Here is a 24,781-nt window from a genome sequence, read left to right as displayed (position 1 = left end):
GGGGGGGGGGGGGGGGGGGGGGGGGGGGGGGGGGTCCATTGTGGCACGCTCCGGGATCCTCTCGGGCCGACCCACCCCCAGCCCCTCCCTTCCAGGGAGGGGAGCATGTCGATCTGCTCTGGCACCCTTCAGCGCGAAGCCGGCATAGTCGGCGCGGGCCTGCTGCCATTCGCCTGCATCCAGCGCGCGCCCGCCGAACAGGCTGCGTTCGACCGCGGCGACGATGCCGGCGAAGACGCCACGCGCGGCGGGCGGCAGCGCGTCGGCGCGGGCGATGTCGCGGCTGGTATCGGCCGGGCGGACCACGTCGCCGCGCCATGCGACGATGTCGTCGATGCTGCGGAATAGCAGCAGATGGACGGCTTCGTCGAACCGCCCGGCGGCGGCGAACGCGTCGGCATCCTCCAGCAGCGCACGGGCGCGGGTCTCGGTCGGCGCCCATTGCGGTTCTTCAGCCACGGCCTTGCCGGCGAAGCGTTCGCGCAGCCAGTCACGCAGGCCGGGGACCAGTGCGAACAGGAGCGCGACGGCGATGGCGATGCCGATGATCCACAGGATCAGCTGCCATCCGCCGCCGACCCATTGGATGAAATCACCGATCGCGCGCAGCACCGGTTTCAACCAGCCGGGCGGCGGATTGCGTGGCTCGATCGCCTTTTCGGGCAGGTTGAACTGGATCGACGGATCGGCGCGGATCGCCTTCCACGCGGCGCTGACCCGATCGGAATCGAGTCCGGGCGGTGCCGACGCGGCATTGTTCACGCTGTCCGCGATCTGCCCCCGCGCCACGTCCGTCCTTTCGGTACGCCCCCGCGGCGTGTGCCCTGCTTGGAGCAAATCGCCGATTTACATGCAACGCTTTTCCACCCAGACTTTCGGGCGATGCCGGGGCAGGCATCGGGGGGACGGAATAGATGCTGGCGTTCGGAATGCTGGTTTTGTTGTTGCCGCTGGTCGCGCTGGCGATCATTCTCGTCGGGGCGTGGATGGAGGGGCGGCGATCGCCCCACGCGTTCGGCATTGGTCGCGTCATCTCCAACAGTTTCGGCGCGGTCGGTGGCGCGCCGCTGATCTTCCTTTCGGCCAGCTTTCTGCTCAACGCGCCGTCGTCGTTGCTGCCGCCGCTGCTCGGGAACGATCTGACCGGCATGTGGACAGTGTTCGCGGGGGGCGGGATCGTCGGCGCGGTTGTCTGGACGTTGCTGCAACTGGCGCTGACCCGGCTCGCGCTCGACACGTTGGCCGGTCGTGCACTCGATCCGGCAGCGACCTTCGCCTTGGCCGGGCGGCGGCTGTTGCCGGGGCTGGCGCTTTTCCTGCTGAGCGTGATCGGCATCGTCGTCGGGTTTCTGTTCCTGGTGGTACCGGGCATCATCCTGGTGCTGACATGGTTCGTCATCCTGCCGGTCATGATCGGCGAGGCGCGTGGCGTGTTCGACAGCTTCGGACGCAGCGGCGAATTGATGCGCGGGATGCGTTGGCGGCTGTTGCTGTTGCTGCTGATCCTGCTGGTCGTGTGGTCGTTGTTCGCCGGGCTGGGGCAGGGGCTGGCCTTTGCCATCGGTGGCGCGGACGGCGTTTGGCCGCGGGCGATCGTCGGCGCGATTGGCGGTACGCTGGTCGGCATGGTGCAGGCCGCACTGCCCGCCGCCGTCTATCACGAGGTGCGTACCGCGAAGGAGGGCATGGGCAGCCATGACCTCGAAGCGGTGTTCGCCTGAACATTATAAAAAAGGGAGTAAGGCGTGATCCGAACATTGACGATGGTGGCGCTCGCCGCCGGGCTGGTCGCCTGTACCGGCGACAACAAGGAGGTTCGGTCGGCCTCGGCCGATGCGCCGAAGGGCAAGGGGCCGGGTGCGGGCAAGGGCTATGACCATGACCCGTATCCGTCGACCTACCGCGCCTATCCGGGGCGGGCGACGCTGGTGACCAACGTCACCATCTATGATGGCGAGGGCGGGCGGATCGATAAGGGATCGGTGCTGTTCCGCGACGGCAGGATCGTCGAAGTCGGCCAGTCGATCGCCGCCGCCGATGGCGTGACGGTGATCGACGGGCAGGGCAAATGGGTGACGCCTGGCATCATCGACGTGCACAGCCATCTGGGCGACTATCCCAGCCCCGGTGTCGAGGCGCACAGCGACGGCAACGAGATGACCGGGCCGGTCACCGCCGATGTCTGGGCCGAACACAGTGTCTGGCCGCAGGACCCCGGTTTCTCGCGCGCGCTGACCAATGGCGGGGTGACGACGCTGCAGATCCTGCCGGGCTCGGCGAACCTGATGGGCGGGCGGTCGGTGACGCTGAAGAACGTCTATGGCCGGACGATGCAGGCGATGAAGTTCCCCGGCGCGCCCTACGGCCTCAAGATGGCGTGCGGCGAGAACCCCAAGCGCGTCTATGGGTCGAAGGGGCGGATGCCCTCGACCCGGATGGGCAATCTGGCGGTCGATCGCGCGACATGGCTGCGCGCGAAGGAGTATGATCGCAAGTGGGACAAGTATGAGGCGGATGGCGGCGAGGCGCCGTCGCGCGACCTTGCCATGGATACGCTGCGCGGGGTGCTGGACGGCGAGATCCTCGTCCACAACCACTGCTACCGCGCCGATGAAATGGCGATCGTCATGGATATGGCGAAGGAGATGGGATACAAGGTCACCGCATTTCACCATGCCGTCGAAAGCTACAAGATCGCCGATCTGCTGAAGGCGCAGGGCGTGTGCTCGGCGGTGTGGGCCGACTGGTATGGCTTCAAGATGGAAAGCTATGACGCGATCGGCGAGAATTTGCCGATCCTCGACAAGCAGGGCGCGTGCGCGATGATCCATTCGGACGACGCGAATGGTATCCAGCGGCTGAATCAGGAAGTGGCGAAGGTGATGGCGTCGGCCAAGCGTGCGGGCATGGCGGTCACGCCCGAACATGCCTGGACGTGGCTGGGCATCAATCCGGCGCGGGCGCTGGGCATCGACAAGGTCACTGGCTCGCTCAAAGCCGGCAAGATGGCCGATGTCGTGTTGTGGAACGGTGATCCGTTCAGCGTCTATACCCGCCCGCAAATGGTGTGGGTCGATGGCGCGCTGCTCTACGACGCGAACAATCCGCGGCTGCGGCCGGTGTCCGATTTCGAACTTGGCCAGCCCGGCGAAGGGGATGTGAAGTGAAGCGCCTGATCCTTGCCGCGCTGCTTGCCGGCAGCACCACGGTCGCGCCTGCCGCTGCGCAGGATGTGACCATCACCAATGCCCGGCTGGTGCTGGGCGACGGATCGGCCCCGGTCGAGGGCGGCACCGTCGTCATTCGCGGCGGGCGGGTCGTGTCGGCAGGACGCGGCGCTGCCGCTGGCGGGGGCAGGACGATCGATGCGGGCGGGCGCTATGTCACGCCGGGCATCGTCGCGGGCTTCACGCGCCTCGGCATCGTCGAGGTCGATGGCGTCGGCACGACCAACGATGCATCGGCGCGCGAGAGCGTGTTCAATGCCGGGCTGGACGTGACCGCCGGCCTGAACCCGCGCGCGACACCGATCGCGATCAACCGCACCGACGGCGTCACCCGCGCGGTGGTCGCGCCCGACAATGGCGGGTCGATCTTCGCCGGACAGGGCGCGGTCATCGATCTGGGCAACGACATGGACGCGGTCACCCGTCCGCGCGCCTTCCAGTTCATGGAATGGGGCGAGGCGGGCGCACGCGCCGCAGGCGGCAGCCGACCGGCGGCGATGGCGATGTTCCGCAACGCGCTGTTCGAGGCGCAGGCGTACGGCCGCAACCCGGCGAGCTTCGCCGATCGCGGCAAGGAAGCGCTGCTGACCCGTGCCGATGCGCAGGCGTTGCAGGGCGTGCTGTCGGGACAGGTCCCGCTGCTGATCCATGTCGAGCGGGCGTCCGACATTCTCGGCGTGCTGGCGCTGAAGCGCGAGTTCGCCGGATTGAAGCCGGTGCTGGTCGGTGCGGCCGAGGGCTGGACGGTCGCGCAACAGATCGCGGCGGCGGGCGTGCCGGTCCTCGCCAGTGCGCTGGCCGACCTGCCCGCCAGCTTCGAGCAACTGGCCGCGACCCAGTCCAATATCGGGCGGATGAAGGCGGCGGGCGTGACGGTCGGCATCGGCATGATCGGCGACGATGAAGCGCGGCAGGCACGGCTGGTTCGGCAATATGCCGGCAATCTGGTCGCGCTGTCGAAGATTCCGGGGGCGGCCGGGCTGGATTGGGGGGCGGCGTTCGCGACGATCACCTCGCTGCCGGCGCGCGCGATCGGCATGGACGCGGAAATCGGGACGCTGGCTGCCGGACGACGCGGCGACGTGGTGATCTGGGACGGCGATCCGCTGGAGATCGGGTCGGTGCCGACGCAGTTGTTCATCGACGGGGTCGAACAACCGCTGACCAACCGCCAGACGCGGCTGCGCAACCGTTATCTGGTGCCCGAGGAACAGGGACTGCCCAAGGCGTATCAGCACTGATCCGGGGAACCGTCGGCGCGGTCGTTGATTGTCCGTAACGGACGGTGGCCGCGTCGGCGGCACCCTTGGGAGACGGAAACATGCGTGGGTTGCTGGTGATGCTGGGTGGATCGCTGATGCTGGCGGCCTGCGGGCCGAGCGCCGAGCAGCAGGCGGCGGCCAATCAGGCGGCGATCGCCAATGCGCAGGAAGCGACGGCAATGGCCGCAAAGGTCGATGCTCTCGCCCCCGGCCAGCGCGAAGGCGTGTTCATCCGCGCGATCCGCGACGCGGGGTTGCCATGTCAGGGCGTAACCGCGTCGGAACGCGGCGAACAACCGGGCAGCTGGGTCGCGACCTGTAAGGAAGGATCGCGGCATGTCATCACGTTCGGCGCGAACGGCATGGCGAACGTGACCAGCTTCACGCCGCAGCCGGCGGCGCAGCGGTAAACTCGGTCGCGTTCCGGTCCCAACCGATATCGTCGCCCCGGGTCAGGCTGCGGGTGACGATGAATTGGCTCTCACAGGGCCGCCGTTGCCGGACGTAGACGCGCCCCGAGATTGGGGCTTTCGTGGCGGCTTTGCGAGCCATTACCGGGGGGGGGCAGCCTTCGCTGGCATGACGTCCGCGTTTCGTCGAACCTCGCGATCGCCCTTTAATCCCCGACATATCCGCTTTGGAGGAAACGCCGCTCCGAAGCGGATTCGCTTCTCCTGTTCGTTCGCTAAACGATGCGGCATCAGCGTCGCATCGCGGGTTTGGCGGGGTTGGGGCATGACGGGGTTGGTGGATTCGGCGACGGCGGTGATGCGCATGGCGCAGGCACGGCTCGATGTCGCGGCACATAATATCGCGAACGTGGCAACGCCGGGGTATAAGCGGCGGATCGGCTTTGCCGATACAGTCGCGGCGCGTAGCGACGTTGCGCTGGCGATGCGGATCGATGCAGCGCAGGCTTCGCTGACCGAGACGGGCAATCCGTTCGACATGGCGATCAGCGGCGACGGATATTTCCGCGTCCGCGACGGCGAACGCACGCTTTACACGCGGCAGGGGCAGTTCCGCCGCGACGCCGATGGCGCGCTGGTGACGCCGCAGGGCTATGTCCTGCAACAGGCGGGCGGCGGCGATCTGGTGCTGGACGGCGCGACCATCGACAAGGCGCGCATCTCCATCGAACGCTGCGACGATCCCGCAGGCATGATCGCGGTCGGTGAGAGCTTCTTTACCGGGCAGGCCATGGTCGAGAGCGACGGGGCCGAGGTGCGGACCGGGATGCTCGAAGCGTCGAACGTGACGCTGGGCGACGAAATGACCCAGACGATGGTCGCGATGCGGCAGGCGGAAAGCGGCGCGCGGCTGATCCAGCTATATGACGAGCTGATGGGCCGTGCCGCCACCACCTTTGGAGGCCGGGGATGAGCGACGCCTATCAGATCGGTGCGATCGGGTTGCGCACGCAACAGCTGGCGCTGGATGCGATCGCCAATAACATTTCGAACATCAACACGTCCGGTTTCAAGCGGTCGGAAATACGCTTTGCGGATGTCGTCGCCAGCCGGCCCGATGCGATGTTGCTGCCCGCCGATCTGCAATCGGCGGCGCCGACCCTGGCCGGGGTGGCGCTGGATTTGCAGTTCATGCTGAACGATCCCGGCGAGTTGCAGCGGACCGGCGCGGCGATGGACGTGGCGATCGATGGGACGGGCTTCATCGAATTGATGGGGCCGGACGGGCAGAGCGTGTTGTGGCGCGGCGGGCGGTTGCGGGTCGGCGACGATGGTGCGCTGACCGGCGCGGGTGGCTTTGCACTGAAGGCCAATATCACCGTGCCCGACGATGTGACCGCACTGACGATCAGCGGCGATGGCACGGTGCGGGCACAGGGGGCCGACGGCGCGGCGCCGGTCGAACTGGGGCAGATCCGGCTGGTCCGGCTGAACGACGCGGCGGACGTGACGCGGATGGATGGCGGGTTGTACCGGGTCGCCGATGGCGCGCGCCTTGAGGAACTGGTGCCGGGCGAGGATGGCGCGGGGCAGGTGATCCAGGGCGCGGTCGAGCGGTCGAACGTGCAACTGACCGAAGAGATGGTGCGGATGATGCTGGTCCAGCGCGCCTATGCGGCGAATGCGCAGATATTGCAGGCGGCCGACCAGATGATGGGGATCGCGAACACGCTTCGGCGCTGACGCGGACACGGGGAAACGGACAATGCTGATGACGGTGGCGGCCGGGCTGATGCTCGTGGCCGAAGCGAAGGTGCGCGTGCGCGAGGTGACGCTCGCCGATCTGGTGCAGGGCGCCGGCGAAGCGGGGCGGCAGGTCGTGCTGCGCCTGCCGGTCGGGCGGCGGCAGATGACGTTGCCGGCGACGACGGTCGCGGCGATGGTGCGGCGGGTGACGGGCATGCAGGTCGGCGGGACCGGCACCGTTGCCATCACCTTTTTGGCCCCTGCGCCGGTGCGCCGCGACTGGACGCCGGAACCGGTCTTGCCGCACGGTAGCGACCTGACGCTGCGCTCGGTCGCGGGGCCGGTCATGATCGAGCGGCCGGTGACGACGCTGCAACCCGGCAGGTCGGGGCGATCGGTGTTCGTGCGCGACGGACAGGGGCAGGTGTTCGCCGCGCCGCTTGCGGTTGGCGACGACCTGTATCGGCCGGGCGGCTGGGGCGCGCTTGCCACCGATCAGCGGGCGGCGCAGGTCGGCGATGCGCTGACCATCGTCGTCTTTCAAAGCGCCGATGCCAGCAATTCGGCGCAGAATGCGACGCGCAAGGCGACCGATGTGTCGGCGTCGATCGATGCCGGATCGCTCAGCGAGGGCGGTCGCGCAGCCTTGGGTGGTGGCTTTACCGGGCGGGGCGAGGCACGGCGCAGCGAGCGGCTGGTCACGCGGTTGAGCGCGACGGTCAGCGCGGTACTGCCCAATGGCGACCTGATCGTCACCGGGCGGCAACGCATGGCGATCAATGGCGAGCGGACCGAGGTCGGGGTGCGCGGGCGTATCCGCGTGGCCGATATCGGGCCGGACAACAGCGTGTTGTCGTCGCGCATCGCCGATGCCGAGATCGATTATGGCGGGCGCGGCTTCGTATCGCGCGGCAGCCGGCCGGGGCTGCTCAATCGCCTGTTCGGCGCGTTGGGGCTGGGTTGATGCGGTTCCTCTTCGCACTTGCGCCGCTGTTGCTGCTGGCCGGGCCGGCGGGTGCGCAGTCGGTGCCGATCAAGGCGCTCGGCCGGTTCGATGGCTGGCGACAGAATGCGCTGGTCGGATATGGGCTGGTCGTCGGCCTGTCCGGATCGGGCGATACACGGCGCAGCGTCGTGACGCGGCAGGCGCTGCGCAATGTCCTCAATCGCCTGGGCACCAATGTCGCCGAGGCGGAGATCAGCAGCCGCAACGTCGCGGTGGTGATGGTGACCGGCATGTTGCCGCCCTCCGCCAATGTCGGCGACCGGATCGACGCGACGATCGCATCGATCGGCGATGCACGCAGTCTGGCCGGCGGTACGCTGGTGATGACGCCTCTGCTGGGGCCGGATGGCAAACCCTATGCGCTGGCGCAGGGACCGCTGCTGGTCGGCGGGCATCGCTTCGACAGCGATCTGAACCGCGAACAGCGCAATTATCCGACCTCCGCGATCCTCGAAGGCGGCGCGACGATCGAGACGGCGGTCGACAGCAATATCCTGAAACCCGGTGGAGAGGTGTCGTTCCTGCTGGCCGATCCGAGTTTCGAGACCGCCGAACGCGTCGCGGCCGGGATCGTGCGGCGCTTCGGCGCGGGTGTGGCATGGGCGCGCAACGCCGATGAGGTGCGGGTGCGTTATGGCGGCGGCGCGGCCGGGCTGACCGGGTTTCTGGCGGCGATCGAGAATGTCGGGGTCGAGCCGGCGGCGACGCGCCGCGTGGTCATCAACGAACGCACCGGCACCGTCGTGGCGGGCGGCGACGTGACGCTGTCGTCGGTCGTGATCGCGCAGGGCGATATCAAGGTGTCGGTCGTGGCCGATAATTTCGCGTCGCAGCCCGATTTCTATGCCGGCTTCGCCAGCGACGTTGAAGCGGGTGCGGGCGTCCGCAGCCTGATCGTCACCAACACCAAATTGGACGTGCGGCAGGGCAGCGGCGACGCGACCATCCGCTTCGCCAACACCACCATCGCCGATCTGGTGCAGGGCCTGTCGCGCGCCCGCGTCGATACCCAGCGGATGATCGGCATCCTGCAGGCCATCAAGGCCGCCGGCGCCTTGCACGCCGATTTGATCGTAAAGTGAGGAAGTTCAAATGGATGCGCTGACATCGGTCGTCATCGCCAGGGCGCTCGACGGGCTGACCGCCCGGGCCGAGGCGACCGCGGCGAATATCGCCAACGCCAATTCGCCGGGATACCGGCCGATGCGGGTCGATTTCGAAGGAGCGCTGCGCAGCGCCGCCGGGCGGGGTGCCGATGCGGTCGCGGGCGTCCGGCCGGTAACGTCGTGGGGCGTGACGCCGGCGTTCGGGACCGAAGCGCGGCTCGACCTCGAACTCGCCACCGCTTCGGAAACGTCGCTGCGCTTCGCCGCGCTGATCGACGTGCTGGGGCGCGAGATGGGGCTGATGCGCGCCGCGATCGCGGGCGGGCGCTGATGGACGCCGCCCGGATCAGCCGTACCGGCCTAGACGTCGAATGGCAGCGTTTGCAGGTCATCGCCGCGAACATCGCGAACGCCAATACCACCGGGTACCGCGCGCAGCGGCTGCTGACCGGACCGATGGCGGGCTTCGGGTCGCTGGTGCGATCGGGGGTCGGCGTCACGGGGTTGCAACCGGTCGCGAACGGGGTGCGCCGCGTCCACGAACCCGGCCATTTGCAGGCCGATGCCGAGGGGTTCGTTGAATATCCCGATCTCGATCAGGCCGGCGAAATGGCGCTGATGATCCGCACCGCGCGCGCCTATGAGGCGAATTTGACCGCGATGGGGATCGCGCACCAGCTGTACGCGCGTGCGCTCGATCTGGGGAAGCAGTCGTGAGCGGGGCGATCCCGCCACTGGCCGGGGTGACCGCCGCGCCGCTGGCGCTGCAACTGGGGCCGGTCGCCCCGCCGCCGCCGCCGGCGCAGGGGTTCGGGGCGTTGCTGCTGTCGGGGCTGCACGCGCTGGATGCCAAGCTCGACGCGGCCGACGCGCTGGTGCGGCGCTTCGCGGTCGATGACAGCGTGCCCATTCATCAGGTGAGGATGGCGCTGGAGGAAGCGCGGCTGTCGGTCGAACTGGCGATGCAGGTCCGCGCCCGGCTGGTCGAGGGATATCGCGACCTGATGAACATGCAGCTATGAGCGACGCTGCTCCTTCGCCGCGCCGGCAATGGATGTTGATCGGTGGCGTGTTCGTGGTCGTGCTGGGGTTGCTTGGCGGGGCGTATTGGGCGTTTTTGCGCGACGGATATTCAACCTTGGCCGATCATGTCCGGCCGGGGGAGGCGGCGGCGATCGTCGCCGAACTCGACAAGCGCGGTACGCCCTATGAACTGCGCGACGGGGGCACGACGGTGCTGGTGCCGAGCGGCGAGGCGGATGCGACGCGGCTGGCGATGGTCCGGGCCGATGTGGGCGAGGTCGGGTTCGAACTGTTCAACAAGTCCGACATGGGCCTGACCAACTTCGCCCAGAAGATCAATTACCAGCGCGCGTTGCAGGGGGAACTGGTCCGCACCATCGCACTGATGGACGGCGTGGAAAGCGCGCGCGTCCACCTCGCGCTGCCCGAACGCACGCTGTTCCGCGACGACCGGATCGAACCGAGCGCGGCGGTGACGGTGCAGATGCGGGAGGCTGCGGCGCCCGATGCGGCGAAGGTGGCCGGAATCCAGCGACTGGTCGCGGCCGCCGTGCCCGACCTGCCCGCCCAACGCGTGGTGGTGCTCGATGCCGACGGCCGGGTCGTCAGCGCCGATGCCGCGCCGCAGCCAGTCGAGGGCGATGCGACGACGGCGGTCGAGAATTATTACAAGGCCCGTGCCCGCGCCGCGATCGAAGGCGTCCGGCCCGGCCTGCGCCACGAACTGCGCGTCGAGGTGCTGGCGCAGGGCGATGCGATCGTCGATCCGGCGAACTGGACGCCGGGCGAGGCGGACGGCGCACGCAATTTCCGGCTGCGCATCACGCTGGTGACGCCCAAGCCGCTGGATGCGGGCGAGCAGGCGGCACTGGCGGGGGCGATCCGGCCGGCGGTCGGGCTGGACGATGCGCAGGGCGATACGCTGTCGTTCGAAACGGGCACATCCGCGCCACCGGTCGCGCCGACGGTGCCGACCTATGTGCCGCCGATCGTGGCGAGCGAGCCGGTGGCGGCGCCGGCATGGTGGCCATGGGCGCTGGCGGCATTGGGTGTCTTTGCCCTGATCGCCGTGGCGCTGCGTCGGATGCGGGCGACGCGGTTGTCGGGTGCCGAACAGGAAGCGTTCGCGGCTTTGCTGCGGCGGCGGATCGAGCCGGAGGGGGGCGAGCATGTCGCCGGCTGACGATCCGATCGCACGGTTGCGCGCGTTGCCGCCGGCCGATCGGCGCGCGGTGCTGGCGCGGCTGACTCCGGCCGAGCGGCTGCGGGTCGAGGCGGTGCCGCTAGCGACGCCGTTTGCTGCCGATATCGCGGCGCGGCTGGCCGATCCGGGCGAAGCGATGACGGCCGCCGGGCGGGTAGCGCTGGCCAAGGCGGCGGAAGCGTTCGCCACGCCGGTTCTGCCGGGACCGGGGCCGTCGCTGCTCGGCCGGTTGCGCGGCGCGATCGGGGGGCGCTGACATGGCGGTGCTCAAACCGACCGATGCTACCTCGGTTCGCGCACTCGTTGCGCCGCCGACGGTGGCGATTGACGAAGCCGAGCGTCTGCGCGCCGAACTCGCGGCATTGCGCGCGGATGCGGTCCGGGCGGCGGAGGCGGCCAGGATCGCGATCGCCAAGGCGCGCGAGGAGGGTCTGGCGGAAGGGCGCAAGGCCGGGATCGCGTCGGTCGAACGTAGCGAGCACGAGCGGGCCGACCTGCTGGCCAAAGGACTGGCGGCGGAAGCGCAGCGTCTGTCCGAACGGTTGCAGGCGCTCGATGGCCTTGCCGCGGCACTCGCGCGCGCCTGCCTCGACCGGGTGTTTGCCCGGCCCGAGGCGATGGCGGCGATGGTCGTCGATGCCCTCGACCACCGGCTGGGGAAGTTGCGCGACCGGACCGGGCTGACGGTGCGGGTGAGCGGCAATGATTTTACCGACGCGGCGTCACTGGCCGGGCACGGCCAAGTCACGATCGATCCCGGTTTGCCATCGGGGGCGTGCCGGATTGGCGTGCGGTTGGGGCAGATCGACCTCGACGTGCCGCAGCAATGGGCGGCGATCGCACAGGCGCTGGACGAAATGGCCAGGGCATGACCGAACATCGCTTCCTCACCCGAATTGCCGAGCTCGATCTCGCCTTGCCCTATGGCGAGGTGCGGCGGGTGATGCCCGGCCGGATCGAGGCAAGCGGACCGATGGCGACGGTCGGCGCGCTATGTCGGGTCGGCGGGCTGCTGGCCGAGGTCGCGGCGGTCGATGCCGATACACTGGTGCTGGTACCGGTCGAGGACGGCAAAGCCGTACCGATCGGCACGCGCGTCGAGCCGGTTACGCATAACGGCGTCGGGGTCGGCGACGGCTATGGCGGGCGTGCGATCGATGCGCTGGGCCGGCCGATCGATGGCGGGGCGGCGATCCGGCCCGACCCGCGCGTCGCCCCGCGCGGCGTAGCACCGGGGGCGCTCGACCGCATCGCTCCTACCGCGCTGCTGGAAACCGGGGTGCGGGCGATCGACGGGTTGCTGACGCTGGGGAAGGGACAGCGCATCGGCGTCTTCGCGGCGAGCGGGGTCGGCAAGACCAGCCTGATCGAACAGATCGTCGCGCAGACCGAGGCGACACGGCGCATCGTCTGTCTGGTCGGCGAGCGCGGGCGTGAGGTGTCGGGGTTCTGGCAGGCGCTGTCGTCGCGGGGCGAGGCGGCGACGCTGGTCGCCGCGACGTCGGACGAGAGCGCGGCGATGCGCGCGCGGGCGGTGTCGACCGCCTTGTGCCTTGCGGAATATTGGCGCGACCGGGGCGAGCATGTGCTGCTGGTCGTGGATTCGATCACCCGGTTGGCGATGGCGCTTCGCGAAATCGGCCTGGCGGCGGGGGAGCCGCCGACGGTGCGCGCTTACACCCCCAATGTCTTCGCCGCCCTGCCGCGCATCGTCGAACGGTGCGGCGCGGTGCGCTCCGGTGGCGCGATCACCGCGATCATGACCGTGCTCAGCGAAACCGACGAGATCGACGACCCGATCGTGGAGACAATGAAGGCGTTGCTCGACGGGCACATCCTGTTGTCGCGAACCTTGGCCGATCGCGGGCATTTCCCGGCGATCGATCCGATCCGGAGCATCAGCCGACAGGCGGTGCGGCTGATGACGCCCGCCCATGCAGCGGCGGCGCGGGCGGCGACCGCGCACCTTGCCACCTATGACGAAGCACGGGTGATGATCGACAGCGGACTGTATCAGGCGGGGGCGAACCCGGCGATCGATGCGGCGATTGCCGCGCGCGACGGGATCAGTGCGTTCCTGCGGCAGGAGCAGGGCGTGGCCGTGCCCTTCGCCGAAACGCTGCGACATCTGACCACACTGGCGCAGGGGAAACGGCATGGCTGATCGCGTAGGGCGCGCGTGGCGGGCGCTGCGGACGATCGCGGCGTTGCGGGTCGATTGTGCGCAGGCAGAGCATCGCCGGACGGTGTTGGCGGAGCGTGACGCCGAGCATGCCCTGGCGGCGGCCGATAGCGCGTTGATCGATGCGGCGGATGCGTGGCAGCGGCAGGTGCGCGAACGGTTCGATCCGGCGCTGGGCGGGGCGTATGCGCGGGTGCTGACAGCCCGTTCCGAAGCGCAGACGTCGGCCGCGGAAACGCGGCGGGCAGCGGCGCGGGCAACCGAAGCGGCGGCGGAGACGACGCGCCGGGAACAGGCGCGGAACGAGGCAGTCGCGACGCAGGCCGATGCCGCCGTGCGGAAGGCGCGCAGTCATGCCGACGAACGCGCGTTAATGGCGATCACCGATCGCGCGGCGCTGAAGTGGATTCAGCGATGATCCCGCCGCTGACCGACCTGCCGACCGGTTTCCGGGGCGAGGAGCCGATGGTGGCGGGCGTGCCGGTCGTCGCGGTGCCGACGCTGCGTTTTGCCGACTTGCTTGCCGTGGAGCCGGCATCGGCGACGAAGATCGAGGTACAGGCCGAGCGGTTCAATCAGGACGGGTTCTTCGGCACGTCGGTCGCGATGCCGGCAGCGGTGGTTGCGACGGTGTTGTCGGGGGCGTCGGTCGAGCCGGCCACCGAGGTTCCGGTGGTGTCTTCGGTCGAGGGGCCAGCCGCTTCCGTCGCCACGCCGGTCGCCGATACGAAAACGCCAGCACCCGTCGTAGCACCGATGCTGCCGGCCGTTGCCAAGTCGACTGCGCCGCAGTTCGTGGCACCATTGCCGGCGACGGCAACCGTCACCGCGCCGCGCGCGCCATCGTCCCGCGCGATCACGGCTGCACCGGTCCAGCCCCGGCCGCCGGTCCGCCAGCGTCCGATCCCGACCGGCTCGTTCGTGGCGGTCGTGGTGCAGGCGGTGGCACACGGCGTCGAGGTCGTCGCGCAGGTCGCCGGGCTGGACGAACGCGACCGCGCGGCCCTGGCCGACGAGGTCGCCGCCCTGCTTGCCGCGCATGGCTATGCGCCCGCGCACATCACCATCACCGCCATGTCCGGCACCCGACAGGAAGCACGCTGATGCAGACCGCCCCCGTTTCGTCCGTCACGTCAGGCAGCGAGGCCAGTCCCGCCCAGAGTGCGACCAATGCCTTCGGCCTCGGCTTCGATGCGCTGCTCAAGATCATCCTGACGCAGCTGACCTATCAGGACCCGTTGAAGCCGATGGACAATTTCCAGTTCGTCTCGCAGCTCGCGCAATTCTCGCAGGTCCAGCAGGGGCAGACCGCGAATGAGCGGTTGCAGGCCTTGACCGCGATGCAGGCGACCAATCAGGCGACCGGGCTGCTCGGCAAGCGGGTCGATATCGCCGCCGGATCGGCGACGCTGTCGGGCATGGTCACCGCCATCGCCCTGTCGAGCGGCACGCCCAGCATCACCATCGAAACCGACGACAAACGCACCATCGCCGGCCTTGCCATCGGCAATATCGTCCAGATCCGGGAGAAGAATTGATGTTCGGCGCGATCTATATCGGCCTGAGCGGCCTCAACGCCTATTCGAAAGGGTTGCAGCAGGTCAGCAACAACGTGTCGAACCTGAACACGACCGGGTTCAAGGGATCGACGGTCAGTTTCCACAATCTGTACGCGACGCCCGATCGCGGCGGCATGTCGCTGACCGGGCAGGGCGGTAGTGACGGCTATGGCGTCGAGGTCGATGACGGCACGCTGAATTTCAAACAAGGCGAGTTGCGCAGCACCGACCGCGATCTCGATTTGTCGGTCGATGGCAACGGCTTCCTCGTGCTGCTCGACGGCGATCGGACGCTGTACGCGCGGACCGGCAGTTTCGAGGTCGATCCGGCCGGGTTCATCGTGCTGAGCGGGACGAATTACCGCTTGGCGACGCTGGATGCGAACGGTCGCGCGGTCAGCCTGTCGGTCGATGCGCGCCGGACCAGCGCGCCCAGGGCGACGACGGCGGTGACCTTTGCCGACAATCTGTCGTCGACCGCGACCAGCTATACCGTCAGCGACCTTCGCGTGTTCGACGCGAGCGGTGCGGCGCATGTGTGGAAGGCGGGGTTCGCCAAGGGAACCGACGGGTGGACGGTGACCGTCACCGACGACAAGGGCGCGACGGTCGGTACGCAGCTGCTGAAGTTCAACGCCGGCATCGTCGATCCGGCGACTGCGAAGCTCGACTTTACCGATACGGCATCGGGCCTGACGGTGCAGTTCAATTTCTCGAATGGCGTCACGTCGTTTTCGGGGGGCGAGGTGTCGACGCTGCGCGCGGCGAAGGTCGATGGCTATGCGGCGGGGACGATCACCGGCATCGCTCCCGACAGCGCGGGCAAGCTGCAACTGACCTATTCGAATGGGCAACGGCACGATGGCGGCGCGATCGCGCTGGCCGATTTCCGCGATCCGACGCGGCTGGAGCAACGCGACGGGCTGTTCGTCGAGCGCGAGGCCGGCCAGTCGATGCTGCTCGCCAGCGACGATCCGCGTGTCGGGCAGGTGCGGTCGAAGCGGCTGGAGGCGTCGAACGTCGACCTGTCGCAGCAATTCGGCGACCTGATCCTGATCCAGCGCGGATTCCAGGCTTCGTCGCAGATCGTCAGCGTGTCGAACGACATGATCCAGCAGCTGTTCGGCATCCGGGGGCAGGGATGAGCGCGGTGGCATGGCTGCCGGCGGATACGCAGCCGCCCGCCGCGCTTGATGCGCTGTTCGCCGGGGCGGTGGCGGCGTGGGAAGCGCAGTGGTTCGTCGGCGGGGCGGGGCCGGCGCCTCGACTGCGGCGCGGCGGCGGATCGGGCTGGCGGTGCAACGCCGCCGGGCTGGCGATCGGGACCGCGCCCGATGCCGCGCTGCGCATCGGCGCCCGGATCGTCGGGGTGTCGGCGGCGGCGCGGGACGGTGTCGACCGGGCAGTGCTGGAAGCGGTTGCCGAGCCGTGCCTGATCGACCTGCGGACGCGGTTGATCGCGGTGGCGGGTGGCGATGACGGCTTCGTGCCGGTGGCCGGGTCCGATTGGGTCGCGACGCTCGGCGACGGGCTGGCATTCGGATTGTCCGAAGCCCTGTTCGCCGTGCTGGTGCGGCGGCTGTTGCCGCCGGTCGGGTTGCCGCGACTGGGGTCGGGGGCAGCGGCGTTGGCGGCGGTTCCGGTCGCGGTGGGTGCCGCGGTCGGGCAGGCGTCAATGCGGCTGGCCGACCTGCGTGCGCTGGAGGTTGGCGACGTCGTCGTGCTCGACCGGGCGCTGAATGATCCGGTGCCGATCGCGCTCGACGGGCGGCCCCTTCCACGTGGGCGGGTGCGGGTCGTGCCGGCCGAACCGGTCCCGTCGCTGCAAATCGTCGATGTTGCTGCGTGAGTATGTCCATGTCTGAATCCAAGCCTTCGCGCGTCAGTGCGACGTTGATCGACAGCGTCGCGGTCGAACTCGACGCTCTGTTGGGGCAGGCGAAAATGACCGTCGGCGCGCTGACCGCGCTCAAACCCGGCGCGGTCGTGTCGCTGGAGGCGGCGCTGAACCGCCCGGTCGAATTGCGGCTGGGTGAAGTGGTCGTTGCGCGCGGCGAACTTGTCGCGGTCGACGACAAGTTCGGCGTGCGCCTGACGGAGATCGCGGCGTGGCCGGAATGATCCTCGCCGCTGCACCGGCGCGGTTGGGCGGCGGGGCGGCGCTCGACGTGTCGTTGACGCGGATCGTCGTCGCGCTGCTGGTCTGCCTGATGCTGGCCGGGCTGGCGGCGGTGCTTATCAAACGAGGCGGCGGGCGGTTGACGCTGCCGAACCGGGCGGAGCGGCGGATCGCGGTGATCGAGAGCCGGCGGATCAGCCCGCATGCTGACCTCTGCCTGCTGCGCTGCGACGGGCAGGAATATGTGATCCTGTCGTCCGCCACCGGGCAGCAGGTGTTGCGCGAGGGGCCGGCGGCATGAACGAGATGCTGGCCGGCGGCGCGATCGGCAACGATGTGGTGCGCACCGCGCTGATCCTGACGCTGCTGGCGGTCATTCCGGCGGTGGTCATCAGCATGACCAGTTTCGTGCGGACCGTCATCGTGCTGTCGATGGTGCGCCACGCGTTCGGCATGCCGGAGACGCCGCCGACGCCGGTGCTGGTCGCGCTGTCGATGTTCCTGACCGCGTTCACGATGGCGCCGACCATGACCCGGATCAACGCCGATGCGCTGCAACCCCTGCTCGCCGGACGGATCGGGGTGGAGGCGGCGATGACCGCCGGGGCCGCGCCGCTCAGGCGGTTCATGCTGGCGCAGACGCGCGATGCCGATCTCGAATCGATCTATGCGATCAGCCGCACGCCGCTGCCCCGCCGGGCCGAGGACGTCGAGACGCTGAAGCTCGCCCCCGCCTTCATCCTCAACGAACTGCGCGTGTCGTTCACGATCGGCTTCGTCATTCTGCTGCCGTTCCTGCTGATCGACCTGGTGGTCGCCAGCATCCTGCTGGCGCTGGGCATGATGATGGTGCCGCCCGCGACGATCTCCTTGCCGATCAAGATATTGATGTTCGTGCTGATCGATGGCTGGGGGCTGGTGCTGCAAGGGGTGCTTGGCAGTTTCCGATGATGCGGCGCGTGGGGTTCGACCTGGTGCTGGTGCCGCCGCGCGTCGAGGCGTCGCTGTGGCGGCGGTTGCGCTTCGAGAATGAGAAAGGCTGTCGGGAGCAGATCTTCACCCGCTATCGCCTGCTCGCCCGCGCCATCGCCCGGCGCCAGCATGGCCGGCGGCCCAAACATGGCGCGGACCTCGGCGATATGGAGCATTTCGCCTACGAGGGGCTGCTGCAGGCGATCGACCGCTACGACCCGCTGCGCGGCATTCCGTTCGGCGCCTATGCAAGGCGGCGGATCGTCGGCAGCATCGCCGACGGATCGGCCCGGATGAGCGAAAGCGACGCGACCTGGTCGCAGCGTCGCCGGGCCGAGACCGATCGCGCGCGATCGCTGCGCCGCGACGAGGAGGACGATCCGGTTGCGGCGTTGGCGGCACTGGTGTCGGGCCTTGCCATCGGGCTGATGCTGGAAGGGAGCGCGCTGGTCGTCGGCGCGGACGGCATCGATCCGCGTCCCAATGCGTATCAGAGCCTCGAATGGCGCGAACTCCACGCGATACTGGCCGGCGGTATCGCCGCATTGCCCGAGCGCGAGGCGGTGATTATCCGCCAGCATTATGAAGCGGGCGTCAGTTTCGCCCAGATCGCGGACCTGCTCAACCTGTCGAAAGGGCGGGTGTCGCAACTGCATGCCACAGCGCTCGGCCGGTTGCGGCAACGGCTGCACGGATATCGGAGATAGGAACATGTGCGACGACGACGACATCCGCGAGTTGCTGGCCGTGGCGGAGGCTTCGCCGAACGACGCGCTGCCGCTCGCCGAGCAATTGATCGCGGCGTATCCCGGCGACGCACGGTTGCACTTCTTCCGTGGGTCGCTGCTCGCCGGCAGCGGTCGCCCGATCGAGGCGCATGCGTCGCTGTCGCGCGCGGTCGAACTGGCACCCGACTTCGCGCTGGCGCGGTTCCAGCTGGGGTTTTTCGAGCTGACCTCGGGCGAGCCGGTGCGCGCGCAGGCGACATGGGCGCCGCTGTCGGCGCTGCCCGACGACCATTATCTGCGGCAGTTCGTGACCGGGCTGACCCATCTGATCCACGACCGGTTCGGCGAGACGATCGCGGCGCTGGAAAGCGGCATCGCCGCGAATGCGGAGACGCCGCCGCTGAACCATGACATGCAGCTTATCATCGACCAGTGTCGTCCGTTGCTCGACCCGGCGTCCGAGACCGAGGAAGCGTCGCCGACCTCGTTCCTGCTCGGGCAGCTCGGGCGGGGCAGCCTGCATTGAAGGTTGCCGGTACCGACCATGTCCTGCTGCTGTTGCGTGCGAAACTGGCGCGAATGTCGAGCGAACGGACGGACAAAGCGGGACGAACGGCGCGCAAGGGCGATCCGCGGCCGGTCGAGCGGCTGCGGGCGATGGCCGGGTTCGATGCGCTGGGTGACGACGAACGCCGCCGCGCGGTGGTGCACGGCCTGTTGACCGAGGAACTGGGTGAAGCGGTCGCCAACGACCCGGCGTTCGCGGCGGTGCTGGACGAAGTGCTGCGGATCGTGGGTGACATGCCGGGTGGGCATGAGTTGATCGACCGGGCCGCGACGGCGATGCGGGGACGTTAGCCGGTCGTAGGGTTCGGGCGCGGACCATCGAGACGCGTTCGATGGCCGCGCCGATCGAGCTACCCGCGCGTCGCCATCCGTGCGAGTGCCTGCGCGATAGTGGAGCCTTGGTCGTCGAGCGGGGTGGATAGCGCCAGCGTCACGATCCGCTCCGCCTTCGCCGTATCGCCGTCGCCTGCCGCCAGCATCGCTGCCGCCAGCCCGCCGGCGAAACTCTCGCGGCCGAGGCGTAGCGCGACCGCTGTGCGCCGCCGGGCGCTGTCGGGTTCGCCGGCGAGCAGGTCGAGCACCGCCAGCGATCCATGCGCTTCGGCGAAATTGTCGTCGATCGCCAGCGCCCGATCGAAGCGCAGCCGTGCCGTCGCCGCGTCACCGGCGAGCAGATGCGCCCAGCCGGCGGCGATCCATGAGCCGAGATGCGATCCGAAACCTTCCGCCCCGCGATCGAGATCGGCGGTCGCGGCGGCGGCATCCTGCCCCGACAGCGCCAGCAGCCCGCGGCCGATCCGCGCGCGCGGATTGTCCGGCTGCACCGCCAGCACCCGGTCGAACAGCGCCGCCGCCGCCGGATCGGCGGCCTCCATCGCCAGTGTCGCCTGCGTCACCAGCCCTTCGGGATGATCGCCCGCGCGTTCGGCGGCGGCATGGGCGAGGTCTAGGTCTTCGAGATCGATCGCCAGCGTCGAGATGGCGGCATTGACGCCTTCGTGGTCGGGAAAGCGGTCGAAGGCCGCGCACGCGACCGCCTCGGCACGATCCATTTCGCCGCGATCATGGAGCAGGCCGATCAGCAATTGGGCCGCCTGCGGCAGTTGCGCGGCGAGATCGTCGTCGAGCAACGCCAGTGCTTCGTCCGTTTCGCCCTGCATCATGAGCGACCGGGCGAGATTGTAGCGGACGCCGGGCGCACCGACGCCGGCCTCGGTCAGCGCATGGAACGCGGCGGCAGCCTCCGCCCAATCCCTTGCCGCCATCGCCGCCAGTCCGATCAGGTGGTCGATCGCCGGCGATGGTCCCTCGATCGCGCGCAGCCGCTCGATCAACGCGCGTGCTTCCGCCGGACGTCCGGCGCCGATGGCGGCATGGGCGGTGTCGGTCAGCAGCGCGACATTGGCGGGATCGACGGCGAGGAAGCCGGCGAGCTGGTCATATTCGGTCATCATGTCCCCTGGTCCAACCGGACGATATCGAAGGATTTGAGCGTGATCCGCATCGGAATTTCGGCGACCGACAGGACCGACAGCGTCGGCAGGCTCCGCCGCGTCAACGTCTTCAGGTGGCGACGCAGTTCCGCCCCGCACAACAGCACCGGCGCGCGGCCCTGCCGGAACATCGCTTCGCTCAGCGGCATCAGCCGGCGGATCAGTTGCTCGGCGAGGCGCGGTTCGACCGCCATCGATCCGCCGCCGCTCGCCGCGCCGATGCTGGCGGCAAGCTGGTTTTCGAGGCGGGGGTCGAGGCTCAATACCGCGAGATCGGCATGACGCCCGCGCAACTGGTGGCAGATCGCATAGCTCATCCGCTGGCGGATCAACTCGGTCAGTTCGATCGGATCCTTTTGCGTGCGGGCGAGGTCGGTCAGATGCTCGACGATCAGGTCTAGATTGGCGATCGACACGCCCTCGGCCAACAGTGCCTGCAACACCCGCTGCACGTCGGACACCGACAGCGTCTGCGGCACCAGTTCTTCGACCAGCCCCGGTTGCCGCTTGCGCACGCCGTCGAGCAGCCCGACGACGGTGGCGCGGGTCAGCAGCGTGCCGACCTCGCCACGCACGATCTCGCCGAAATGGGTGGCGAGCACGGTCAGCGGGTCGATGATCGTGCATCCCGCCGCCCTGGCCGCATCGGCCTGTTCCGGCGCGATCCACCATGCCGGCAGGCCGAAGGCTGGGTCGGTGATGGCGATGCCGTCGATCGCCGGCTTCTGGCCCTGGCCCGCCACCGCCAGCACCTGATCGGGATGAATGTCGCCCGCGCCATAGCGTGCGCCGAACAGGCGGATTTCATAGCCATGACTGCCCAGCCCCGCACCATCCTCCAGCCGGACGGCGGGGAAGGGCAGGCCGAACTGTTCTTCATGCACCCGCCGCAGCCCGGCGATCCGGTCCATCACCAGCGCGCCTTCGCCTGCCCATGCGCTCGACAGCGCCTCGCCCAGCCGGATTTCCAGCGGCGGCGAGGCGGTCGATTCGGCGGCGACCTCTTCATCGACCGGTTCGGCCGCGGCGTCGGCGGCCGACTTGCGGATGCGTCGCCATGCGACGAAGGCGATGGTGCCGATCACGACGATCGGCCATTTCGGCATTCCCGGCAGCAGCAACAACGCGCTCAGGACCGCCGTGACGATCAGCGGGATGCGCGGCACCGACCCGAGTTGTCGGAACACCTCGGTCGACAATTCGCGGTCGGAGGCGGAGCGGGTGACGATGATGCCGGTCGCGATCGCGATGATGAGTGCGGGCAACTGGGTCGCGATGCCGTCGCCGATGGTCAGCAGGGTGAAATGGCCGAGCGCCTCGCTCCATTCCATGCCCATCTGGGTCACGCCGACGATCCAGCCGGCGATGATGTTGATCAACAGGATGATGATCCCGGCGATCGCGTCGCCCTTCACGAACTTCGACGCACCGTCCATCGCGCCGTAGAAGGACGCTTCCTTTTCCAGTCCCTTGCGCCGCGCCACCGCTTCGTCGCGGTCGATCAGGCCCATGTTCAGGTCGGCGTCGATACTCATTTGTTGGCCGGGCATTGAGTCGAGTGTAAAGCGTGCGGCAACTTCGGACACGCGCTGTGCGCCGCTGGTGATGACGACATATTGCACGACGACGAGGATCGCGAACACGACCAGCCCGACGACGAAATTGCCCCTGACCGCGAACGCGCCGATCGATCCGATCACCGCTCCGGCATCGCCACCGGTCAGGATCAGGCGGGTCGCGGCGACATTGAGCGACAGGCGGTAGAGCGTCGCAACCAGCAACAGCGAGGGAAAGGTCGAGAATTCGACCGGTTTGCCGACATAGAAGGTCAGCAGCATGATCGTCAGCGCGAGGCCGAAATTGGCGATGATCGCGAGGTCGAGCAGCGCCGGCGGGATCGGCGCGAACAGGATGACGAGGATGCCGATCGTCGCGGCGACGAGCGCCAGATCGCGATTGGCGGCGGGAAGCGCGGAAAGGCGCGGCAGGATGCCGGTCGACATGGCGGATCAATCCAGTGGAACCGCGCGGGCGCGGCGAAGGTCGATGTAAAGGTCGGCGACCGCCGCATAGCGGTCGGACGGAATGGCGTTGCCCACCGTGCAGGCGCGGAACAGCGCGCGGGCGAGCGGCGGGTCGGCGACGATCGGCACGCCGCGACGCACAGCTTCCTCGCGGAGACGCAGCGCGTGGAGGTTGCGGCCCTTCGCAGCGACTTCAGGCGCGATCATCGCGGTCTCGTCATAGCGTAGCGCCACCGCGAAATGTTCGGGGTTCACCACCAGCAGGTCAGCCCCGTCCAAGCTGCCCTTGCCCTGCGCCGCCGTTTCGCGGTGCAGTTCCTTGCGGCGCTGTTTTTGGCGCGGTTCGCCCTCGCGTTCGCGGGCCTCGCGCGTCACTTCGCGGCGGCTCATCCGCATCTGGCGGATGAATTCGCCGCGCGCGAGAATCTGGTCGAGGATGGCGATGGCGACGGCGACGATCAGGAACGCGAACACCAGCCGCAGTCCGGCCGCCTGCATGGTTGCGACCAGCCGTTCGCCATCGGTCGCATTCTCGGCCAGATGCGCCACCGCCCAGCGGACCACCATCCATGTCGCCGCAGCGTAGAGCGCGAATTTCAGGATGCTTTTCAGCGTCTGCTTCAGCATCAGCAGCGAAAACAGCCGCTTGATGCCCTTGGCGGGGTTGAGCCGGCTCCAGTCGGGCTTGAGCGGGTGAAAGGTCAGCAGGAAGCCGCGCAACTGGATCAGTTCGAGCAGGATGACGATCCCCGCCATCGTGCCCCCCAGCAGGGCGACCGGCGCGATGGCTTGCCGACCGAGCGTGCCGAGCAGCTCCGCCGCACCGCCCGGCTCGCTCGCCCCCGCAAAGCCGCCGGCCAGCGCCATCCGCATCGCCTGCGCGAGCGTCGCCATCAGCGCCGGTCCGGCGATCAGCGTGTAGGCGGCGAGCGTCAGCAGGCTGGCGAGGAAGCCCAGTTCGATGCTGCGCGCGACATTGCCCTTCTCGCGCGCCTTTTGCAGCTTGAACGGGGTCGGTGCCTCGCCGCGATTCTGATCCTGTTCGGCCATCAGCCGATCCGCGCCATGGTGTCGAACGCCGCCGACAGGATGGTGACGAACAGCGACCCCGACAGCGCCAGCGCGATCGGTAGCACGATCATTGTCGCCAGCGTCTTCACCTGAAAGCCGAGCAGCAGCACGTTCATCTGCGGCAGGGTGCGCGACATGAACGCGATGGCGAGGTCGAGCACCAGCAGCACGACCAGCAACAACCCCGCCAGCCCCAGCGCGATCAGGAACACGCCAGACACATAGCCGATCAAGATCTGCGGATCGGTCGCGGTCAATGCGCTGCCCATCGGCGCGCGTTCCAATGATGCGGCCCAGATCGCCAGCAACCGCGCCGGGCCTTCGGTCGCGAAGAAGATCGCGCCGGCGGCATAGGCAAGGATCGTCCCGACCAGCGGCAATTGCGCGCGCGTCGCCGGATCGACCAGCACGGCAAGGCCGTATCCGGCCTGGATATCGATCGTCCGTCCCGCGACCAGCAACGCTGCGAACGCCAGTTGCAACGCGAGCGCTAATGCGGTGCCGAGCAGCAGCTCGCCCGCCGCCAGCGCGACCCATCCCCCGGGCGGCGGTGGCGCCTGCCAGGTCGCCGCCGGATTGCCCGCGACCAACCATGCGGACAGGGCGATGGCGAGGCCGACGCGGACCATGGCGGGGATGCGGATCAACGTGAACGGCTGCGCGAAGGCCAGCGTCGGGACGATGCGGAGCGACAGCAGCAGCGTGGCCACGGCTTGCGGAACTAGTGGCTCCATCAGTGCACCAGCACCGGGATGGCAAGGTACAGGCCGCGCGCGAAATCGGTCATTCGCGTCATCATCCATGGCCCCAGCAGGATCAGCAGTCCGGCCGCGACCAGCAGCTTGGGGACATAGCTGAGCGTCGCTTCCTGAATCTGCGTCGCGACCTGAAACACGCTGATGACGATGCCGATCGCCAGCGTCGCGATCAGGATCGGCGCGGCCACCATCAGCGACTGCCACAGCATGTCGTCGAGCAGATTGAGCGCCCGGTCGGCTTCCATCGATCATCCCGCTGCCTGCGAAGCCCCCCGGCTCCGTCCTGCGGTCCGTCTACCGCGACGCGGTCGATCGCGCCCGTCG

32 protein-coding genes are annotated in these 24,781 nt (G+C 68.7%); 26 read left to right on the top strand and 6 right to left on the bottom strand.

The genetic code is table 11. The annotated features are described in order from the left end of the window. A partial coding sequence (locus tag ASE59_RS07540) for a DUF4129 domain-containing protein (protein WP_056454515.1) occupies positions 1 to 789 on the bottom strand: 789 nt, incomplete at its 3' end. A gap of 125 nt (positions 790 to 914) precedes the next feature. Here ASE59_RS07540 and ASE59_RS07535 point away from each other — a divergent pair. The 26 genes from ASE59_RS07535 to ASE59_RS07410 all read left to right on the top strand — a co-directional run bounded on the left by ASE59_RS07535 (position 915) and on the right by ASE59_RS07410 (position 19,402). Then, positions 915 to 1,721, top strand: a complete 807-nt coding sequence (locus tag ASE59_RS07535; RefSeq protein ID WP_056454512.1) for a hypothetical protein — start codon at positions 915 to 917, stop codon at positions 1,719 to 1,721. Positions 1,722 to 1,763: 42 nt separating this feature from the next. Next, positions 1,764 to 3,167 carry an amidohydrolase gene (locus ASE59_RS07530; RefSeq protein ID WP_056454509.1) on the top strand — a complete coding sequence of 468 codons (1,404 nt, stop codon included), beginning with the start codon at positions 1,764 to 1,766 and terminating at the stop codon, positions 3,165 to 3,167. Then, positions 3,164 to 4,468, top strand: coding sequence for an amidohydrolase family protein (locus ASE59_RS07525; RefSeq protein ID WP_056454507.1), 1,305 nt, complete (start codon positions 3,164 to 3,166; stop codon positions 4,466 to 4,468). Before ASE59_RS07530 ends, ASE59_RS07525 begins: the two co-directional genes overlap by 4 nt. Positions 4,469 to 4,548: 80 nt before the next feature. Further along, complete coding sequence (locus ASE59_RS07520) at positions 4,549 to 4,899, top strand: hypothetical protein (protein WP_056454504.1); 351 nt, start codon at positions 4,549 to 4,551, stop codon at positions 4,897 to 4,899. A 325-nt stretch (positions 4,900 to 5,224) separates the two neighbouring features. Further along, the gene (locus tag ASE59_RS07515; RefSeq protein ID WP_056454501.1) at positions 5,225 to 5,872 is read left to right on the top strand and encodes a flagellar hook-basal body protein; all 648 of its coding nucleotides are present in this window, start codon (positions 5,225 to 5,227) and stop codon (positions 5,870 to 5,872) included. Beyond that, positions 5,869 to 6,642 carry a flagellar hook-basal body protein gene (locus tag ASE59_RS07510; protein ID WP_056454498.1) on the top strand — a complete coding sequence of 258 codons (774 nt, stop codon included), beginning with the start codon at positions 5,869 to 5,871 and terminating at the stop codon, positions 6,640 to 6,642. The genes ASE59_RS07515 and ASE59_RS07510 overlap by 4 nt, the downstream gene beginning before the upstream one ends. A gap of 22 nt (positions 6,643 to 6,664) precedes the next feature. Next, complete coding sequence (locus tag ASE59_RS07505) at positions 6,665 to 7,609, top strand: flagellar basal body L-ring protein FlgH (RefSeq protein ID WP_056454495.1); 945 nt, start codon at positions 6,665 to 6,667, stop codon at positions 7,607 to 7,609. Beyond that, complete coding sequence (gene flgI, locus ASE59_RS07500) at positions 7,609 to 8,733, top strand: flagellar basal body P-ring protein FlgI (protein ID WP_082458162.1); 1,125 nt, start codon at positions 7,609 to 7,611, stop codon at positions 8,731 to 8,733. The genes ASE59_RS07505 and flgI overlap by 1 nt, the downstream gene beginning before the upstream one ends. Before the next feature lie 10 nt (positions 8,734 to 8,743). After that, a complete protein-coding gene (locus ASE59_RS07495; protein WP_056454492.1) occupies positions 8,744 to 9,088 on the top strand; it encodes a flagellar basal body rod protein FlgB in 345 nt (114 codons plus the stop codon). Next, on the top strand, positions 9,088 to 9,474 hold the full coding sequence (locus ASE59_RS07490) for a flagellar basal body rod protein FlgC (RefSeq protein WP_056454489.1): 387 nt from the start codon (positions 9,088 to 9,090) through the stop codon (positions 9,472 to 9,474). Before ASE59_RS07495 ends, ASE59_RS07490 begins: the two co-directional genes overlap by 1 nt. Continuing rightward, on the top strand, positions 9,471 to 9,779 hold the full coding sequence (locus ASE59_RS07485; protein WP_156359944.1) for a flagellar hook-basal body complex protein FliE: 309 nt from the start codon (positions 9,471 to 9,473) through the stop codon (positions 9,777 to 9,779). Before ASE59_RS07490 ends, ASE59_RS07485 begins: the two co-directional genes overlap by 4 nt. Further along, positions 9,776 to 10,963: a flagellar basal-body MS-ring/collar protein FliF gene (fliF, locus tag ASE59_RS07480; RefSeq protein ID WP_056454486.1), complete on the top strand. Its 1,188-nt coding sequence runs from the start codon at positions 9,776 to 9,778 to the stop codon at positions 10,961 to 10,963. Before ASE59_RS07485 ends, fliF begins: the two co-directional genes overlap by 4 nt. Further along, positions 10,950 to 11,240, top strand: coding sequence for a hypothetical protein (locus tag ASE59_RS07475; protein ID WP_056454483.1), 291 nt, complete (start codon positions 10,950 to 10,952; stop codon positions 11,238 to 11,240). Before fliF ends, ASE59_RS07475 begins: the two co-directional genes overlap by 14 nt. A 1-nt stretch (position 11,241) precedes the next feature. Next, entirely contained in the window at positions 11,242 to 11,856 is a 615-nt protein-coding gene (locus ASE59_RS19605; RefSeq protein ID WP_056454480.1) for a FliH/SctL family protein, read from the top strand. Continuing rightward, positions 11,853 to 13,148 carry a FliI/YscN family ATPase gene (locus ASE59_RS07465; RefSeq protein WP_056454477.1) on the top strand — a complete coding sequence of 432 codons (1,296 nt, stop codon included), beginning with the start codon at positions 11,853 to 11,855 and terminating at the stop codon, positions 13,146 to 13,148. Before ASE59_RS19605 ends, ASE59_RS07465 begins: the two co-directional genes overlap by 4 nt. After that, positions 13,141 to 13,584 (top strand): hypothetical protein, encoded by a 444-nt coding sequence (locus tag ASE59_RS07460; protein WP_056454474.1) that lies wholly within the window; start codon positions 13,141 to 13,143, stop codon positions 13,582 to 13,584. Before ASE59_RS07465 ends, ASE59_RS07460 begins: the two co-directional genes overlap by 8 nt. Further along, positions 13,581 to 14,270 carry a hypothetical protein gene (locus ASE59_RS07455; RefSeq protein ID WP_056454471.1) on the top strand — a complete coding sequence of 230 codons (690 nt, stop codon included), beginning with the start codon at positions 13,581 to 13,583 and terminating at the stop codon, positions 14,268 to 14,270. The genes ASE59_RS07460 and ASE59_RS07455 overlap by 4 nt, the downstream gene beginning before the upstream one ends. Beyond that, positions 14,270 to 14,704: a flagellar hook assembly protein FlgD gene (locus ASE59_RS07450; RefSeq protein ID WP_056454468.1), complete on the top strand. Its 435-nt coding sequence runs from the start codon at positions 14,270 to 14,272 to the stop codon at positions 14,702 to 14,704. The genes ASE59_RS07455 and ASE59_RS07450 overlap by 1 nt, the downstream gene beginning before the upstream one ends. Further along, complete coding sequence (locus ASE59_RS07445) at positions 14,704 to 15,870, top strand: flagellar hook protein FlgE (RefSeq protein ID WP_056454465.1); 1,167 nt, start codon at positions 14,704 to 14,706, stop codon at positions 15,868 to 15,870. Before ASE59_RS07450 ends, ASE59_RS07445 begins: the two co-directional genes overlap by 1 nt. Positions 15,871 to 15,875: 5 nt before the next feature. Beyond that, positions 15,876 to 16,574: a FliM/FliN family flagellar motor switch protein gene (locus ASE59_RS07440; RefSeq protein ID WP_162235280.1), complete on the top strand. Its 699-nt coding sequence runs from the start codon at positions 15,876 to 15,878 to the stop codon at positions 16,572 to 16,574. Positions 16,575 to 16,582: 8 nt separating this feature from the next. Beyond that, the gene (locus ASE59_RS07435) at positions 16,583 to 16,846 is read left to right on the top strand and encodes a FliM/FliN family flagellar motor switch protein (RefSeq protein ID WP_162235279.1); all 264 of its coding nucleotides are present in this window, start codon (positions 16,583 to 16,585) and stop codon (positions 16,844 to 16,846) included. Then, positions 16,834 to 17,145 (top strand): hypothetical protein, encoded by a 312-nt coding sequence (locus ASE59_RS07430; protein ID WP_156359943.1) that lies wholly within the window; start codon positions 16,834 to 16,836, stop codon positions 17,143 to 17,145. The genes ASE59_RS07435 and ASE59_RS07430 overlap by 13 nt, the downstream gene beginning before the upstream one ends. Further along, on the top strand, positions 17,142 to 17,795 hold the full coding sequence (gene fliP, locus ASE59_RS07425) for a flagellar type III secretion system pore protein FliP (RefSeq protein ID WP_056454454.1): 654 nt from the start codon (positions 17,142 to 17,144) through the stop codon (positions 17,793 to 17,795). Before ASE59_RS07430 ends, fliP begins: the two co-directional genes overlap by 4 nt. Positions 17,796 to 17,803: 8 nt before the next feature. Beyond that, the gene (locus tag ASE59_RS07420) at positions 17,804 to 18,523 is read left to right on the top strand and encodes a sigma-70 family RNA polymerase sigma factor (protein ID WP_162235278.1); all 720 of its coding nucleotides are present in this window, start codon (positions 17,804 to 17,806) and stop codon (positions 18,521 to 18,523) included. 4 nt (positions 18,524 to 18,527) lie between these two features. Continuing rightward, positions 18,528 to 19,070 (top strand): tetratricopeptide repeat protein, encoded by a 543-nt coding sequence (locus ASE59_RS07415; RefSeq protein WP_056454448.1) that lies wholly within the window; start codon positions 18,528 to 18,530, stop codon positions 19,068 to 19,070. After that, positions 19,067 to 19,402, top strand: a complete 336-nt coding sequence (locus ASE59_RS07410; protein WP_056454445.1) for a hypothetical protein — start codon at positions 19,067 to 19,069, stop codon at positions 19,400 to 19,402. The genes ASE59_RS07415 and ASE59_RS07410 overlap by 4 nt, the downstream gene beginning before the upstream one ends. A gap of 59 nt (positions 19,403 to 19,461) precedes the next feature. Here the strand turns inward: ASE59_RS07410 and ASE59_RS07405 are convergent, their stop codons facing one another. The 5 genes from ASE59_RS07405 to fliQ are packed head-to-tail and all read right to left on the bottom strand — an operon-like array spanning position 19,462 to position 24,702. Then, positions 19,462 to 20,562 carry a tetratricopeptide repeat protein gene (locus tag ASE59_RS07405; protein WP_162235277.1) on the bottom strand — a complete coding sequence of 367 codons (1,101 nt, stop codon included), beginning with the start codon at positions 20,560 to 20,562 and terminating at the stop codon, positions 19,462 to 19,464. Beyond that, complete coding sequence (locus tag ASE59_RS07400; protein WP_056454439.1) at positions 20,562 to 22,607, bottom strand: flagellar biosynthesis protein FlhA; 2,046 nt, start codon at positions 22,605 to 22,607, stop codon at positions 20,562 to 20,564. Before ASE59_RS07400 ends, ASE59_RS07405 begins: the two co-directional genes overlap by 1 nt. Before the next feature lie 6 nt (positions 22,608 to 22,613). After that, positions 22,614 to 23,678 carry a flagellar biosynthesis protein FlhB gene (locus tag ASE59_RS07395; RefSeq protein ID WP_056454436.1) on the bottom strand — a complete coding sequence of 355 codons (1,065 nt, stop codon included), beginning with the start codon at positions 23,676 to 23,678 and terminating at the stop codon, positions 22,614 to 22,616. After that, the gene (locus ASE59_RS07390) at positions 23,678 to 24,409 is read right to left on the bottom strand and encodes a flagellar biosynthetic protein FliR (protein WP_056454431.1); all 732 of its coding nucleotides are present in this window, start codon (positions 24,407 to 24,409) and stop codon (positions 23,678 to 23,680) included. Before ASE59_RS07390 ends, ASE59_RS07395 begins: the two co-directional genes overlap by 1 nt. A gap of 23 nt (positions 24,410 to 24,432) precedes the next feature. Further along, positions 24,433 to 24,702 carry a flagellar biosynthesis protein FliQ gene (gene fliQ, locus ASE59_RS07385; protein WP_056454427.1) on the bottom strand — a complete coding sequence of 90 codons (270 nt, stop codon included), beginning with the start codon at positions 24,700 to 24,702 and terminating at the stop codon, positions 24,433 to 24,435. Positions 24,703 to 24,781 lie beyond the last annotated feature (79 nt).

The sequence above is a fragment of the Sphingomonas sp. Leaf10 genome, from assembly GCF_001421245.1.
In the GTDB taxonomy this organism is placed as follows: domain Bacteria; phylum Pseudomonadota; class Alphaproteobacteria; order Sphingomonadales; family Sphingomonadaceae; genus Sphingomonas.
Note: the sequence above shows the minus strand (reverse complement) of the source record. Positions and strands in the feature narration are given on the sequence as shown.